Source organism: Serratia sp. K-E0102 (assembly GCF_029962625.1).
GTDB lineage: Bacteria > Pseudomonadota > Gammaproteobacteria > Enterobacterales > Enterobacteriaceae > Serratia > Serratia sarumanii.
In genome coordinates, this window is record NZ_CP124754.1 from 1,647,531 (window position 1) to 1,662,413 (window position 14,883).

General features: G+C 55.9%; 12 protein-coding genes. 4 read left to right on the top strand and 8 right to left on the bottom strand.

The features are described 5' to 3' along the window. Positions 1 to 109 precede the first annotated feature (109 nt). From SSARUM2_RS07885 to SSARUM2_RS07895, 3 genes are read left to right on the top strand one after another with little or no spacing between them, the layout of a single operon-like run. The gene (locus SSARUM2_RS07885; protein WP_033637759.1) at positions 110 to 943 is read left to right on the top strand and encodes an ABC transporter permease; all 834 of its coding nucleotides are present in this window, start codon (positions 110 to 112) and stop codon (positions 941 to 943) included. Then, positions 933 to 2,258: an ABC transporter ATP-binding protein gene (locus SSARUM2_RS07890; RefSeq protein WP_033637760.1), complete on the top strand. Its 1,326-nt coding sequence runs from the start codon at positions 933 to 935 to the stop codon at positions 2,256 to 2,258. Before SSARUM2_RS07885 ends, SSARUM2_RS07890 begins: the two co-directional genes overlap by 11 nt. Next, positions 2,258 to 5,833, top strand: a complete 3,576-nt coding sequence (locus SSARUM2_RS07895) for a glycosyltransferase (protein ID WP_060438917.1) — start codon at positions 2,258 to 2,260, stop codon at positions 5,831 to 5,833. Before SSARUM2_RS07890 ends, SSARUM2_RS07895 begins: the two co-directional genes overlap by 1 nt. A 99-nt stretch (positions 5,834 to 5,932) precedes the next feature. Here the strand turns inward: SSARUM2_RS07895 and SSARUM2_RS07900 are convergent, their stop codons facing one another. Further along, positions 5,933 to 7,027 carry an acyltransferase gene (locus tag SSARUM2_RS07900; protein ID WP_226907355.1) on the bottom strand — a complete coding sequence of 365 codons (1,095 nt, stop codon included), beginning with the start codon at positions 7,025 to 7,027 and terminating at the stop codon, positions 5,933 to 5,935. Between the two features lie 212 nt (positions 7,028 to 7,239). Here SSARUM2_RS07900 and gndA point away from each other — a divergent pair, with 212 nt between their 5' ends. Continuing rightward, positions 7,240 to 8,646 (top strand): NADP-dependent phosphogluconate dehydrogenase, encoded by a 1,407-nt coding sequence (gene gndA, locus SSARUM2_RS07905; protein ID WP_004938815.1) that lies wholly within the window; start codon positions 7,240 to 7,242, stop codon positions 8,644 to 8,646. Positions 8,647 to 8,720: 74 nt separating this feature from the next. Here the strand turns inward: gndA and hisIE are convergent, their stop codons facing one another. The 7 genes from hisIE to hisD are packed head-to-tail and all read right to left on the bottom strand — an operon-like array spanning position 8,721 to position 14,882. After that, positions 8,721 to 9,341: a bifunctional phosphoribosyl-AMP cyclohydrolase/phosphoribosyl-ATP diphosphatase HisIE gene (hisIE, locus tag SSARUM2_RS07910; protein WP_033654609.1), complete on the bottom strand. Its 621-nt coding sequence runs from the start codon at positions 9,339 to 9,341 to the stop codon at positions 8,721 to 8,723. Further along, entirely contained in the window at positions 9,335 to 10,111 is a 777-nt protein-coding gene (hisF, locus tag SSARUM2_RS07915; RefSeq protein WP_033637764.1) for an imidazole glycerol phosphate synthase subunit HisF, read from the bottom strand. Before hisF ends, hisIE begins: the two co-directional genes overlap by 7 nt. Further along, the gene (gene hisA / locus SSARUM2_RS07920) at positions 10,093 to 10,830 is read right to left on the bottom strand and encodes a 1-(5-phosphoribosyl)-5-[(5-phosphoribosylamino)methylideneamino]imidazole-4-carboxamide isomerase (RefSeq protein WP_033637765.1); all 738 of its coding nucleotides are present in this window, start codon (positions 10,828 to 10,830) and stop codon (positions 10,093 to 10,095) included. The genes hisF and hisA overlap by 19 nt, the downstream gene beginning before the upstream one ends. A gap of 5 nt (positions 10,831 to 10,835) precedes the next feature. Continuing rightward, on the bottom strand, positions 10,836 to 11,426 hold the full coding sequence (gene hisH / locus SSARUM2_RS07925) for an imidazole glycerol phosphate synthase subunit HisH (protein WP_033637766.1): 591 nt from the start codon (positions 11,424 to 11,426) through the stop codon (positions 10,836 to 10,838). Continuing rightward, complete coding sequence (hisB, locus tag SSARUM2_RS07930; RefSeq protein WP_060438916.1) at positions 11,426 to 12,493, bottom strand: bifunctional histidinol-phosphatase/imidazoleglycerol-phosphate dehydratase HisB; 1,068 nt, start codon at positions 12,491 to 12,493, stop codon at positions 11,426 to 11,428. Before hisB ends, hisH begins: the two co-directional genes overlap by 1 nt. Beyond that, positions 12,490 to 13,578, bottom strand: coding sequence for a histidinol-phosphate transaminase (gene hisC, locus SSARUM2_RS07935; RefSeq protein ID WP_060438915.1), 1,089 nt, complete (start codon positions 13,576 to 13,578; stop codon positions 12,490 to 12,492). Before hisC ends, hisB begins: the two co-directional genes overlap by 4 nt. Next, positions 13,575 to 14,882 carry a histidinol dehydrogenase gene (gene hisD / locus SSARUM2_RS07940; RefSeq protein ID WP_033646735.1) on the bottom strand — a complete coding sequence of 436 codons (1,308 nt, stop codon included), beginning with the start codon at positions 14,880 to 14,882 and terminating at the stop codon, positions 13,575 to 13,577. Before hisD ends, hisC begins: the two co-directional genes overlap by 4 nt. Position 14,883 lies beyond the last annotated feature (1 nt).

A 14,883-nucleotide genomic window follows, 5' to 3' on the forward strand; every position in this document is an offset into this window, starting at 1 on the left:
AAAAAGTGCCAAGACGGTGTGTTAAAAGTATTAAGGTATTGATTATGATTATTTTCAATGAGTTTATGGCGGTGAGACATACTGCCGTGATCATGCAGGGGGCAGGGGAATGAGTAATCCGCATAAAAATCAACCAATATCACCGCTCTCCTTGGTGCGTAACATATGGGGTTACAGGCAGCTGATTCTGCAGATGACCAAACGTGAAGTGATCGGCCGCTACAAAGGTTCCGCGATGGGGCTGGCCTGGTCGTTTTTAAACCCTTTGTTTATGCTCGTTGTCTATACTTTTGTCTTTTCGGTCGTTTTTAAAGCCCGCTGGTCTGTCGGCGGAGATGAAAGCCGCACCCAGTTTGCCGTAATTCTCTTTGTCGGCATGATTGTCCACGGTTTTTTTGCTGAGGTCGTGAATCGTGCGCCGCAGATCATTCTGGGAAATACCAACTACGTGAAGAAAGTGGTGTTTCCTTTGGAAACCTTGCCGGTGATCAGCTTATGTGCTGCCCTGTTCCACACTTTGATTAGCCTGCTGGTTCTGCTTTGCGCCTTTTTCCTGTTCAACGGCTATTTGCATTGGACGCTGGTGTTTGTGCCGTTGGTCTTCCTACCGCTGGTCATTTTTTGCCTTGGTTTGGGATGGATCCTGGCTTCGCTTGGGGTATTTATCCGTGATGTTGGCCAGACTACGGTAATCATTACCACCGTAATGATGTTTTTATCCCCGGTCTTCTTCCCAATCACTGCGCTCCCTGAGAAGTATCGGATCTGGATTATGCTCAATCCTCTGACATTTATCATCGAACAAGCGCGTAATATTTTGATCTGGGGTCAGATGCCTAACTGGAGCGGTCTGGTGGTCTATACGTTGGCCGCGATGTTAGTGGCTTGGCTGGGTTATGCTTTCTTCCAGAAAACCAGAAAGGGGTTTGCAGATGTCCTCTAACGATGTTGCGATTCAGGTTAGCAATTTAAGCAAATGCTACCAGATCTACTCTCGTCCGCGCGACCGTCTGAAGCAGTTCTTTGCCCCTAAGCTGCAGCGCGTGGCGAGAAAGGAAAGCCGTACTTATTTCCGTGAGTTTTGGGCACTCAGGGATGTGTCTTTCACGATCAACCGTGGCGAGACCGTTGGCATCATCGGTAGAAACGGGGCGGGTAAGTCCACGCTGCTTCAGATGATTTGCGGTACGCTGACGCCGACGACAGGTGACATCAGCGTCAATGGCCGAATTGCCGCCTTGCTGGAGCTGGGCGCGGGGTTTAATCCTGAATTTACTGGCCGAGATAACGTCTACCTTAACGGCAGTGTTCTGGGGTTAAGCAAGGCTGAGATCGATCGCAAGTTTCAAAGTATTCTCGATTTCGCAGATATTGGCGCGTTTATCGACCAACCGGTAAAGACCTATTCCAGTGGGATGTATGTGCGCTTAGCTTTTGCGGTGCAAGCCTGTATTGATCCCGAGATTTTAATCGTCGATGAAGCGTTGGCGGTAGGGGATATCGGATTCCAGTATAAATGCTTTAAAAGGATGGAAGCGCTGAAGAAGCAGGGGACAACCATCATTATGGTGACCCATTCAACCGGCAGCATTCTGGAATACGCCGATCGCTGTCTGGTTATGAGCGACGGCCAACTGATCGGTGATACGACGGATGTGCTGGCCGCGGTATTAGCCTATGAAAAGGGGATGCTGCTTTCTGAAAAGAAACAGGAACCGGTGGTATCTTCCTCCGTCGACTCTTCCGCCAGGTATGGGATTGAGGAGCTCCGTGCTCTGCAACAGGCGTCGATCAATGCGGAAGTGGATGAGAAACGTTTTGGTAGTGCGCGGGCGATTATCGAGTCGTTCTCTGTCATCAAAAGTGATGGTACCCCCCTGGCTGACAAACCTTTAGTCAAATCGGGTGAAGAACTGTACTTTAACTTTACCCTGGCGGCTTCAGAGACGATCAGCGACGTTGTTTTGGGTATCTCGATTTCTCGCGCTCAGGGGGGAGATATTTGGGGGGATAACAACATCGGCGCCGGGCACCCTCTGACGCTGCAACCAGGTTTGCAAACGTTGAAATACAAAGTTAAGTTGCCGATTAACGCCGGCGATTATCTCATCCACTGCGGTCTGGCATGCTTTAATAATGGCGAGCGAGAAGAGCTCGATCAGCGTAGGCCTATTGGAAAAATTAAGTACTGGTCTTCACGAGAGCTCGGTGGCGTGATCCATGCTCCAATCCAGATCGTTGCCGATGGAGTGTCATAATGGTCAGTGTTTTCTTACCGGCTTATCCCTTTAGAGGCGTTAAAGCACCCTATTTGTGGTTTTTCTATCGCGTCTTGAGCTCGATGAAAGAACCCGTTTATTTCATGATGGGCAACGATTACCTGTCTTCTCTTGAGCAATGGGAAAGTGAGAAGCGTTGGGAGCTTGAGGAGGATTCGCAAAGGCGTCTGGGTTTCCAATTGCCTGACCTGAGCCAACTGAGTGATAAACATAACGTCAGTGTGATTGACGAGTCGTATTTCAATCACTACATGGCAAAATGTTTTAACAATCCCGATGAGCTCTTTAAGAAGTTTATCACCGAGGTGATCCCTGAACTTGAGGAGGTTCTGTTTGCTGCGTTAAGTCAGGAAAGCCACATCGAGTGCGTATTGACGTGGTGTAATTGCCCTTCCTTAAATGCGGCAGCGAAAAGAAGGAATATTAAAGTCGTCAACCTTGAGTTGGGGCCATTACGCTCGCCAGAGTACTTATCGACCGCTTATTTCGACTTTAGCGGGGTAAACGGCAATACAGAGGCGGAAAGGCGCTACCTGAGTAGCGATTACCGTTTCAATATGAACGTTCAGGTGGAGCAACTCCGCGAGTTCTTTACCGGTCAGTCCCTGGCGATGCCTCAAGGTGATGAAGATCGAGCTGAAGACAAGTTTGATGTCGGTATCGCGCTTCAGGTTGAAAATGACTCCAATATCATTGCGTTCAGCAACTCTTTCAATAACCAATCGTTGCTGGACTATGCCGAGTTCACTTTTTCTGGGAAGCGATTGATTCGTAGCCATCCTGGCAGTCGCTTTACTTTGCAGGAAGGACCTGATGTCATCGACCATTCGGCAAATAGCATCGACTTTATTCAGCGTTGCAAACATATCCTGACGATTAACTCCAGTGTCGGCCTAGAAGCGATGTTGTTGGACATTCCCGTGACCGTATTGGGTGATTGTTCATATGCTTTCTGTAATGTTGCCAATCAGACAGAGAAGGTAAAGCGCCTTGCCTTCTATCTGTTCTCCTATTTGGTGCCTTTTGAGTTATTGTTTGATATCAACTATATTCGTTTCCGGCTTTCCTCTCCTGATGAAGCGGAAATAATAGCGAAACACGTCAATTATTATATTACCCTTGGTGATGGCATGCGTGATGCGGAAATGGAAAAAAAGGCCTCTTCCATTGTTGAAGATGGAAGTGTTGAAAGGACTGTTTGTACTTTAATGAATACAATTGAAGATTTGAACTTGGCATTGGCAGCCAAGCAGGCTGAGATCGGCGTTCTGGAAGAAAAAGTCGGCGCATTGGAAGCTACGGTCAACGAGCAATCCGAAGAGATCATTGTCGACGTCGTAGTCCCTGTATACGGTGGATTGGAGGAGACTCAGGAGTGTATTGAGTCTGCTCTGACAACTTTGCCGCATTGGGCGCAACTGGTGGTTATCAACGATGCTTCGCCGGAGCCTGAGCTGACTCAGTGGCTACGTGAACGGGCCGAAACGGCGCGTTTCAAGCTGCTTGAAAACGAGCAAAACCTGGGCTTTGTAGCGACGGTGAACCGTGGTATGAAGCTCAATCCGAAGAGGGACGTCTTGCTGCTCAATAGCGATGTTGAAGTCGCTAATGATTGGCTGGAGCGTATTCGTGACGCGGCTTATTCACGTAGCCGGGTCGGCAGCATCACACCGTTTTCAAACAATGCAACCATCTGCAGCTTCCCTAATTTCTGTGAAGATAATGAACTCTTTATGGGAATGAACGTACAGCAGCTGGACGATCAGTTCTCGACTTATGGTAGAGAAAACAACCTGGTGGAAGTACCGACTGGTGTCGGCTTCTGCATGTATATCCGTCGGGATTGTTTGAATGAGGTGGGGTATTTTGACGTCGAAACCTTTGGCCGAGGTTATGGTGAGGAAAACGACTGGTGCCAGCGTGCGGCAAAAGCCGGATGGCCCAACTTTCATCAGCTCAACGTCTTTGTTTATCACAAAGGCGGCGTGAGCTTCGCCGGCGAACAGAACCCGCGCAAAACGCGAGCGCTGGAGCTGTTGAACGAACTCCATCCCAACTATACGAAGGATGTGATGGATTTCATCGCTCACGATCCGGCAAAAAAAGCTCGCCAACAGATGTTACTGCGTATTTTGGCCAAGAAGGACGTCAGCAAAGTCTTGTTGGTCTCTCATAAGATGGGCGGTGGTGTTACCCAGCATTTGCATGAGTTGGTCAAGTTTTATAAAGATAAGGCGCATTTCCTGCTGTTGACGCCGGAAGAGGAAGGTTGCAGCGTTGCATTGTCGTTAAATACGAACGAGGCAGTGTACCGCGAGAAGTTCATTATTGATGTCACCCATGGTTATGAAACGCTGGTCAACTTATTGCGCTTTATTGGCGTTGGGCACATTCATTTCCATCATATGATCGGGGTTGCCGATAAAATTGGCGAGTTGAGGAATAGCTTGTCATGCACCTATGACATTACGATTCACGATTATTATTTCGTGAACGCGAATCCAACGTTAACCGATAAAAATGGGATTTTTGCTGGTGATGCCGTCGCCACCCGCGATAAGCTGTGCAGTGAACACTATCAGATTCCGGGCGGGTTGTCGGCGGAACAATGGCGTGCAAAACTGCTGCCATGGATCGAAAATGCCGAGCGGGTTATTTTCCCTTCTGCGGATACGCAAGTTCGCTTTATGCGCGATTTTCCAAGTTGCGCGCAAAAAAGTGTCATTGCCTGGCATCCGGATTACGAAGTTGCCGCCCCTTATCCTGAAGTCAAGTCCACCTATCAGCCGGGGCAGAAGCTGAAGGTACTTGTGTTGGGGGCGATCAGCCGTGAAAAAGGCGCATTGATGTTGGATGAAGTCGCCAATGACTTGAAACACGAAGATATCGAGTTTCATCTGTTAGGCTACGCTTTCCGCCCCCTGTGCGATGCCGTCAAAGGTCATGGCGCCTATTCAAGCCGCGATCTGCAGCAGAAACTGGATGAGATCAAGCCGGACGTCATTTGGTACCCGGCACAATGGCCTGAAACTTATAGCTATACGCTCAGCATCGCGCTTGAATACGGAATTCCCGTTGTCGTTCCGAACATTGGCGCTTTCGGCGAACGTGTTGTCGGCCGCCGCGATAGTCGGGTGATTGCATGGGACACTTCCGCCAAGAAAATGTGCGAGCTCTGGCGTTCTTTGCGTGCCGACCCGCAAGCTTTCTTTGCAGCCGCTAATGCGCCGGCGTTGCTGGATCTTTCTCACGCAGAACGCGTAGGGGACTTCTATCGCGACGGTTATCTGCAGGCTGATTGGCTGCGGGAAAGCGAGTTGGGGCGTATCGATTATAAAGCCTTGCTGGCATCCGTTTACGCCTCTGCCTATGTAGAAGTTGTTGCCGTAACGCCAGCTGCACCGCAAGGCCGTAAGGAAAAACTACTGGCCATTTTATGGCGGCTTAGCAAACACCCGGCATTGGCCTGGGGCGTCAAATTGGTGCCTTATCGTTTGCAGCGCTACGTGAAGCGAATTCTGTCGCGCCGAGCGATCCATGAGATCATCGGTTAACGAGACAGAGAACGAGTGTCTTGCGTTAGAAACCGGCGCTAGAGCGCCGGTTTTTTTATAGAAAAGAGAGCGGAGGGACTTTTAAACGGCGCTATTGGCCTACTTGACGGCCAGTTCGTCCACATTAATAGAGGATGTGGACGACGGTGACGGTATCGCTTTCTTGCGTAGGAAGCGTCTTTCCACAAGGTGCCAGGATAACGCACCGAGGAATAAGGTCATTAATGCGCTAAGCAGCATACTGCTGTAAAAACCCAACGACGTATGGTTTATGACAATTTGTTGCACTGGGAACGCATAAATATAGATGCCATAAGAGTAATCAAATCGGCCATAGATAAGTTTGTTCGTTATTGACACACCAATGATAATGACCAGCGCGGGAATGATGAGGTAGCCTAAAACCCGCAATTCATAACTCCCTTTTAGTACATAAAGCAAAATGATACCTGACAGGAAGATAAATTTCTTGGCGTTTCTATTACTCCAACTACTTTCCGTTAATGCCATTAAGGCTCCCAGGAAGAAGGCGACGGCACGTGGCGTAAACAGTTGCAGCGAAATTGAATAGAATCCGAGAGTTGTTGGATTTGACAGAAAATAAATAGTGAGCGCCACCATAACGAGCAGAACGATGAGTATTGGCTTGATATTTTTTGCGAAACAAAAAGCGACGGCAAGAATAAGATAGCAAGCGAACTCTAACGGCAATGTCCAGAGGCTGCCATTTATCGCGTTAGGATAAATGTAATGCTGTGCCATAGTGATAGGGTCAGCACCGCGTAAGGCGACCAGGTTAATCGCAGCAATCAACGATCTTTTAGTAAAGACGCTTTCTGGCTGTAAAGTTAGGCCTAATGCGACGTAGAGAACGATGCTGCATACAACAAGCGCCGGGAATATTCGCTTTATTCTTTTTTCCATAAAAGAGACAAAGCTCACGCTTCTCATCCCTGACTGAGCGATCAGATATCCGGAAACGCCAAAGAATATGACAACGGCCAATCCACCAAAACTTTCAAATCCTAGAAAGGACGGCTCGGCTTTGCCACTCAAAGCAAAATGGTTCGAATAAAGAACAAGGAATGCTGCAAAAATACGAATAACATCAAAACAGTTTTTTGATGAGAATAGAGAGACTTCATTTTCTTTTTTTACACAAAAAATGGGTTGCTGGATTTTAGTGCATCTCACATCAAGTTTAAAGTTTTTCCCCTCTTTACCTCACCTTTTTGTCAATGTATGTAACAAAATGTGAATTTGCTTGCTATGAATTTGTGCCGTGATGTGACCTATCGCACCAATCACTACCCACCCGGCTCAATCCTGAGTTAACATGTGTGCCACATCACAAAACCTGTTGGCCGACGTTGCCAGCAGGGTCATCCTCAGACAGGAGTTCCTAAATGTCCAAGCAACAAATCGGCGTTGTCGGCATGGCGGTAATGGGCCGCAACCTCGCGCTGAACATCGAGAGCCGTGGTTACACCGTTTCCATTTTCAACCGTTCTGGCGACAAAACTGACGAAGTGATCGCTGAGAACCCGGGCAAGAATCTGGCGCCGTATTATACCGTTGAAGAGTTTGTCGAATCGCTGGAAAAACCGCGCCGCATCCTGCTGATGGTGAAAGCGGGCGAAGCAACGGATAAAACCATTGCCTCGCTGACTCCGCACCTGGACAAGGGCGATATCCTGATCGACGGCGGCAACACCTACTATCAGGACACCATCCGTCGTAACCGCGAACTGTCCGACCAGGGCTTCAACTTCATCGGTACCGGCGTTTCCGGCGGTGAAGAGGGCGCGCTGAAAGGGCCTTCCATCATGCCTGGCGGCCAGAAAGAAGCTTACGAGCTGGTGGCGCCGATCCTGGAGAAAATCGCTGCGGTTGCCGAAGGCGAGCCTTGCGTGACCTACATCGGCGCAGACGGCGCCGGCCACTATGTGAAAATGGTGCACAACGGCATCGAATACGGCGACATGCAGCTGATTGCCGAAGCCTATTCCCTGCTGAAGCAGGCGCTGAACCTGAGCAACGAGCAACTGGCCGAAACCTTCGCCGAGTGGAACAAGGGCGAACTGAACAGCTACCTGATCGACATCACCAAAGACATCTTCACCAAGAAAGACGAAGAGGGCAAATACCTGGTCGATGTGATCCTGGACGAAGCCGCCAACAAAGGCACCGGCAAGTGGACCAGCCAGAGCTCTCTGGATCTGGGCGAACCTCTGTCGCTGATCACCGAGTCGGTGTTTGCGCGCTACCTGTCCTCGCTGAAAGACCAGCGCGTTGCCGCGTCTAAAGTGCTGACCGGCCCGAAAGTGGCACCGTTCACCGGCGACAAAGCCGAATTCATCGAGAAAGTGCGTCGCGCGCTGTATCTGGGCAAGATCGTATCCTACGCGCAGGGCTTCTCTCAGCTGAAAGCCGCGTCTAAAGAAAACAACTGGGATCTGCACTACGGCGAAATCGCCAAGATCTTCCGCGCCGGCTGCATCATCCGCGCCCAGTTCCTGCAGAAGATCACCGACGCTTACGCGGCGGATGCCGATATCGCCAACCTGCTGCTGGCACCATACTTCAAGCAAATCGCCGACGAGTACCAGCAGGCGCTGCGTGACGTGGTGGCCTATGCCGTGCAGAATGGTATTCCTACGCCGACCTTCTCCGCTGCGATCGCCTACTACGACAGCTACCGCTCCGCGGTGCTGCCGGCGAACCTGATCCAGGCGCAGCGCGACTACTTCGGTGCGCACACCTATAAACGCATCGACAAGGAAGGCGTGTTCCATACCGAATGGATGGAATAAGCCCGCCCGTTGAGCGGTAAAAAAAGCCGCCGAGGTTAACGCCCGGCGGCTTTTTTATTGGGCGCGAGTTAGCGTCACGCTTTTTTCTGATGCCGCTCGCGCAGCCGGCCGATCACCACGCTCAGGTCCAGATCCTGGTCCTGCAGCAGCACCAGCAGGTGATAGATCAGATCCGAGGCCTCGTTGGTCAGCTCTTCGCGATCGTTGACCGTGGCGGCCAGCGCGGTTTCCACGCCTTCTTCCCCGACCTTCTGCGCAATGCGCTTGGTGCCGCTGGCATACAGGCTGGCAGTGTACGAGCTGTCCGGGCTGGCGTGCTTGCGCTCCGCCAACAGCTGCTCCAGCTGATAGAGGAACGTCCAGTCGCTGGCGGCCGGGTGGAAGCAGCTGCTGTTGCCGAGGTGGCAGGTCGGGCCGATCGGGTTGGCCAATACCAGCAGCGTGTCGTTATCGCAGTCCGGCGTGATGCTGACCACCTTGAGGAAGTGGCCGGAGCTTTCACCCTTGGTCCACAGGCGCTGCTTGGTGCGCGAGAAGAAGGTGACGTTGCCGCTCTGCTCGGTGGCCGCCAGCGCTTCCGGCGTCATGTAACCCAGCATCAGCACTTCGCCGGAAACGGCGTGTTGCACGATGGCCGGCATCAGGCCGTCGGTTTTTTCCCAGTCCAGCTGGTTGTTCTGTTGTTCTGTCAGCACACGCGAATCTCCACGCCTTGTTCAACCAGGAACCTTTTCAGCTCGCCGATATTGATGATTTGTTTGTGGAACACCGACGCCGCCAGCGCGCCGTCGACGTCCGCATCGCGGAACGCTTCCAGGAAGTGCTCCATAGTGCCCGCGCCGCCCGAGGCGATCAGTGGCACCTTGCAGGCCTCGCGCACCCGGCGCAGCTGCTGCAGATCGTAACCGTTGCGCACGCCGTCCTGGTTCATCATGTTCAGCACGATCTCACCGGCGCCGCGGCGCTGCACTTCCTGTACCCAGTCGAGGGTTTCCCACTGGGTGATGCGGGTGCGGCTCTCGTCGCCGGTATATTGGTTGACGTGATACTTGCCGGTTTCACTGTCGAACCAGGTGTCGATGCCCACGACGATGCACTGCACGCCGAAGCGTTCCGCCAGGCGGCTAATCAGCTCGGGATCGGCCAGCGCCGGCGAGTTGATCGAAATCTTGTCGGCGCCGAAAGACAGGATCTGGCTGGCGTCCTCGGCGCTTTTAATGCCGCCGGCGACGCAGAACGGAATATCAATCACCTCCGCCACGCGCGATACCCAGCTTTTGTCCACCACCCGGCCGTCGCTCGAGGCGGTGATATCGTAAAACACCAGCTCGTCCGCACCTTCTTGCGCATAGCGCTGCGCCAGCGGCACGATGTCGCCGATGATTTCGTGGTTGCGGAACTGCACGCCTTTCACCACTTGCCCGTCTTTAACATCCAGGCACGGGATTATCCGTTTTGCCAGCATGCGATCGCCTCCTCAACGCTAAATTTACCTTCCAGCAGGGCGCGCCCCACGATCACGCCGGCAACGCCGCTGCCGCGCAGCTGGGCGATGTCGTCCAGATTGCCGATGCCGCCCGAGGCCTGGAAGGCCACCTGCGGATAGCGGCGGCTGATCGCCTGATACAGCGCCACGTTGGAACCGGCCAGCGTGCCGTCGCGCGAAATGTCGGTGCACAGCACGTGCTTCAGCCCGTAGGGCAGGAACTGCTCCACCACCTGTTCCAGCGTGGCGTCGGAATCCTCCTGCCAGCCGCTGATGGCCACGCGTTTCACGCCCTGCGCGTCGATGCGCACGTCCAGCGCCAGCACCAGCGCGTCGGCGCCGTAGCGCTCGAACCAGCTCTGCACCAGTTGCGGCTGTTTCACCGCGGTGGAGCCGATCACCACGCGCGTGGCACCGGCCTCCAGCAGGGCGCTAACGTCTTGCTCGTTGCGGATGCCGCCGCCGACCTGCACCGGCACATTAACCCCCGCCAGCAGTTTGCGCAGCAGCGGGATCTGGCGCGCCGCCGGATCCTTGGCGCCGGTCAGATCGACCAGGTGCAGCACCTGCGCGCCCTGTTGTTGATAGTCCTGCAGGCGTAACAGCGGATCGTTGCCGTAGTCGCGCTGTTGGCCGTAATCGCCCTGATGCAAACGCACCACCTTGCCGTCGATCAAATCCAAAGCCGGAATAATCATGCTGCCTACATCTCCAGAAAGTTTTTCAACAGTTGTGCGCCGGCCGCTCCAGAACGTTCTGGATGAAACTGCACGCCGAAGAAGTTGTCTTTTTGCACGGCGGCGGTGAAGGGCTCGCCGTAGTTCGCCTGGGCGATGGTGCTGGGGCATATCGGCATCGCATAGCTGTGAACGAAATAGAAGTAGGCGCCGTCATCGATGCCGCGGAACAGATGGTGGCCCGCCTGCGCGGACACCTGGTTCCAGCCCATGTGCGGCAACGGCAGGCCAAAGTCGGTCATCTGCTTGACCGGCGTATCGATGAGGCCGAGCGTGGTCACGCCGCCGTTCTCTTCGCTGCTGGCCGCCAGCAGCTGCATGCCGAGGCAGATGCCCAGCACCGGCTGCGTGCAGGCCTTGATCAGCTCGATCAGATCGCGCTCGCGCAGTTGATCCATCGCCGCCTGCGCGGTGCCGACGCCCGGCAGGAACAGCTTGTCGGCGCGCAGCACGATCTCCGGATCGCGGCTCACCTCCGGCTGGTAACCCAGGCGCCGCACCGCGTAGGTGACGGAGGCCAGGTTGGCGCAGCCGGTATCCAAAATCACCACGTTCATCACAGCACTCCTTTCGAGCTCGGCAGGGTATTGCCCTCGACGCGGATCGCCTGGCGCAGCGTGCGGCCAAACACTTTGAACAGGCTCTCGACCCGGTGGTGGTCGTTTTTGCCCTTGGTCTTCAGGTGCAGCGTGCAGCCCATGGTGTAAGAGAGCGAACGGAAGAAGTGCTCGACCATTTCGGTGCTGAGATCGCCGACGCGCTGATAGTTGAACTCGGCCTTGTACTCCAGGTGCGGGCGGCCGGAAATATCCAGCGCGCAGCGCGCCAGGCACTCGTCCATCGGCAGCACGAAGCCGAAGCGGGCGATGCCGCGCTTGTCGCCAAGCGCCTTGTTCAGCGCTTCACCCAGCGCCAGACCGGTGTCTTCCACCGTGTGGTGATCGTCGATATACAGATCGCCTTTGACGTCGATCTCCATGCGGAAGCCGCCGTGGGTGGCGATCTGATCCAGCATGTGATCGAAGAAGCCGACGCCGGTTTTGATCTTGCTGCCGCCTTCGTGATCCAGCCAGACGTTGACGTCGATCTGCGTCTCTTTGGTCACGCGGTTAACCCGCGCGTGGCGGTCGCGCAGGGTCAGCTGGCGCACGATCTCTTTCCAGCCCAGCACGCCGCGCTGGTAGCGCAGCCCCTGGATGCCCATGTTTTCCGCCAGCTGCACGTCGGTCGGCCGATCGCCGATCACGTAGCTGTGGGCGGCATTCAGCACGCCGGGTTCGAGGTAGCCCTTCACCAGCGCGGTTTTCGGCTTGCGGCAGTCGCAGTTGTCCGCCGGCAGGTGCGGGCAGATCAGCACATCGGCGAACTGAATGCCCTGCGAGCTGAGGATCTGCATCATCAGGTTGTGCGGCGGATCGAAGGTTTCCTGCGGGAAACTGGCGGTGCCGAGCCCATCCTGATTGGTGATCATCACCAGCTGATACCCCGCCTGTTGCAGCGCCAGCAGGGAAGGGATCACGTCCGGCTCGAGCGCCAGCTTGTCCAGGCGGTCAACCTGGAAATCTTCCGGTGGCTCGGCGATCAGCGTGCCGTCACGATCGATAAAGAGGATTTTTTGGCTCACATTGGCTCCTGGCGAGTCTGGTTGGCGCCGGGCAGGGCGGACAAGGCGTCCACCACGCGTTGACATTCGTCGCGGGTGCCTATGGTGATGCGCAGGCAGCCGGACAACCCGGGCTGTTTGTTTTGGTCTCGTAAGATAATGCCCTGATCCCACAAGCTTTTAAACACATTACTTGAGGCGGTGAAGCGGGCCAGCAGGTAATTGCTGTCGCTGGCGAAAACCTGCTCGACGCAGGCGCATTTTTCCAGCTGTTGCTGCAGCCAGCTGCGGGTGGCGGCGATGTCGGTGACGCGCTGACGCATGGTGCGGATACCTTCTTCGCTCAGCGCCTGCGCGGCGATATCCGCCATCGGCGTCGAGAGCGGGTAAGGCGCGATCACCTTCAGTAGCAGGGCGATCAGATCTTCGTTGGCGAGCGTAAAGCCGCAGCGCAGGCCGGCCAGCGCAAAGGCCTTCGACAGCGTGCGCAGGATAGCCAGATGCGGATAGTCGCTCAGCCACCCGGCCACCGAGGCCTGCGGGCAAAACTCGATATAGGCTTCGTCCACCGCGACGATCGCCTTGCCTTTGGCCAGCTCCAGCAGGTTGCGCAGCGAGTCCGGGTCGATCAGGTTGCCGGTCGGGTTGTTCGGGCTGCAGACGTAGATCAGCTTCACGTTGTCCATGCTGTCTGCGATGGCCGGCAGATCCAGCTGCCAGTCCTCTTTGGCGGCCACGGTGCGGCGCTCCACGCCGAAGGTTTCGGCGCTGACGGCGTACATGCCGTAGGTCGGCGGGCAGAACAGAATGGCGTCTTTGCCCGGCTCGCAGAAGGCGCGGATCAGCAGTTCGATGCCTTCATCGGCGCCGCGGCTGACCAGCACCTGCTCTTTCTTCACCCCGGCGTAGGCGGCGTAGCGTTCGATTACCTGCGCCGGCTGGCACTCCGGATAGCGGTTGAAGGTTTGCGCGGTCAGCTGGAACTCGGGCGCGATCGGGTATTCGTTGGCGTTCAGCCACACGTCGCCCTTACCGCCGAGGCGGCGCGCCGATTGATAAGGGGTCAGCTCGCGAACGTTGGCGCGCGCCAGTTTTTCGATGCTCATGCTTGCTCCTTCAGGGCGGCGACGCGCAGGGTCACGGCGTTCTTGTGGGCGATCAGCTGCTCGGCGGCGGCCAGGGTCTCGATGGTGGCGGCCAGGTTGCTGAAGCCCTGCGGCGTCAGCTCCTGCACCGTCATGCGTTTTTGAAAATCGGCCAGCCCCAGGCTGGAGCAGGTGGCGGTGTAACCGTAGGTCGGCAGCACGTGGTTGGTGCCGGAGGCGTAATCGCCGGCGGACTCCGGCGACCAGTCGCCGAGGAACACTGAGCCGGCGCTGGTGATGCCGTCCACCAGCTCGCGCGCATTGCGGGTCTGAATGATCAGGTGCTCCGGGCCGTAGCGGTTGCTGATGGCCACGCACTCTGGCAGATCGCGCGCCACGATCAGGCGGCTGCTCGCCAGCGCCTGGCGGGCGGTCTCGGCGCGCGGCAGCTCGGCCAGCTGGCTTTCCACCGCTTCGGCCACCGCCTGCGCCATCGCCGCGTCCGGCGTCAGCAGGATCACCTGCGAATCCGGGCCGTGTTCGGCCTGCGACAGCAGATCGGAAGCGACGAATGCCGGGGTGGCGCCGGCATCGGCGATCACCAGCACCTCCGAAGGGCCGGCCGGCATGTCAATGGCCGCGCCGTCGAGACGCTGGCTGACCTGCCGCTTGGCTTCGGTCACGAAGGCGTTGCCCGGCCCGAAGATTTTCGCCACGCGCGGCACGCTTTCGGTGCCGAACGCCAGGGCGGCGATCGCCTGTGCGCCCCCGACCTGAAACACTTCCTGCACGCCGCACAGCTGCGCCGCATACAGGATCTCATCGGCGATCGGCGGCGGCGAGCACAGCACCACCCGGCGGCAGCCGGCGATGCGCGCTGGCGTCGCCAGCATCAGCACGGTGGAGAACAGCGGCGCCGACCCGCCGGGAATATACAGGCCCACCGAGTCGATTGGGCGGGTCACCTGCTGGCAGCGCACGCCCGGCTGGGTTTCGACGTCCACCGCTGGCAGTCGCTGCGCGTTGTGGAAGGTGTCCACGTTGGCGACGGCCACCGCCATCGCCTGTTTGATGTCATCGCCCAGTCGCGCGCAGGCGGCGGCGATCTGCTCGGCGCTGACGCGCAGCGCGGCGACTTCCGCCTTGTCGAAGCGGGCGCTATAGTCGCGCAGCGCCCGATCGCCGTTGGCCTTCACGTTGTCGAGGATCTCGCTCACCGTGCGGGTGATGCTGTCGGAAGCGGCGATTGCCGGGCGCATCAGCAGCTCGGCCTGGCGTTCGGCGCTGCACGTTGCCCAGTCGATCGGCGTGTTGAAGGTCGACATG

Bases quoted from the DNA above. Each gene is read 5' to 3' on its own strand.
- SSARUM2_RS07885 (WP_033637759.1), top strand. From the start codon at position 110: ATGAGTAATCCGCATAAAAATCAACCAATATCACCGCTCTCCTTGGTG.
- SSARUM2_RS07890 (WP_033637760.1), top strand. From the start codon at position 933: ATGTCCTCTAACGATGTTGCGATTCAGGTTAGCAATTTAAGCAAATGC.
- SSARUM2_RS07895 (WP_060438917.1), top strand. From the start codon at position 2,258: ATGGTCAGTGTTTTCTTACCGGCTTATCCCTTTAGAGGCGTTAAAGCA.
- gndA (WP_004938815.1), top strand. From the start codon at position 7,240: ATGTCCAAGCAACAAATCGGCGTTGTCGGCATGGCGGTAATGGGCCGC.
- hisF (WP_033637764.1), bottom strand. From the start codon at position 10,111: ATGCTGGCAAAACGGATAATCCCGTGCCTGGATGTTAAAGACGGGCAA.
- hisA (WP_033637765.1), bottom strand. From the start codon at position 10,830: ATGATTATTCCGGCTTTGGATTTGATCGACGGCAAGGTGGTGCGTTTG.
- hisH (WP_033637766.1), bottom strand. From the start codon at position 11,426: ATGAACGTGGTGATTTTGGATACCGGCTGCGCCAACCTGGCCTCCGTC.
- hisC (WP_060438915.1), bottom strand. From the start codon at position 13,578: ATGAGCATCGAAAAACTGGCGCGCGCCAACGTTCGCGAGCTGACCCCT.
- hisD (WP_033646735.1), bottom strand. From the start codon at position 14,882: ATGTCGACCTTCAACACGCCGATCGACTGGGCAACGTGCAGCGCCGAA.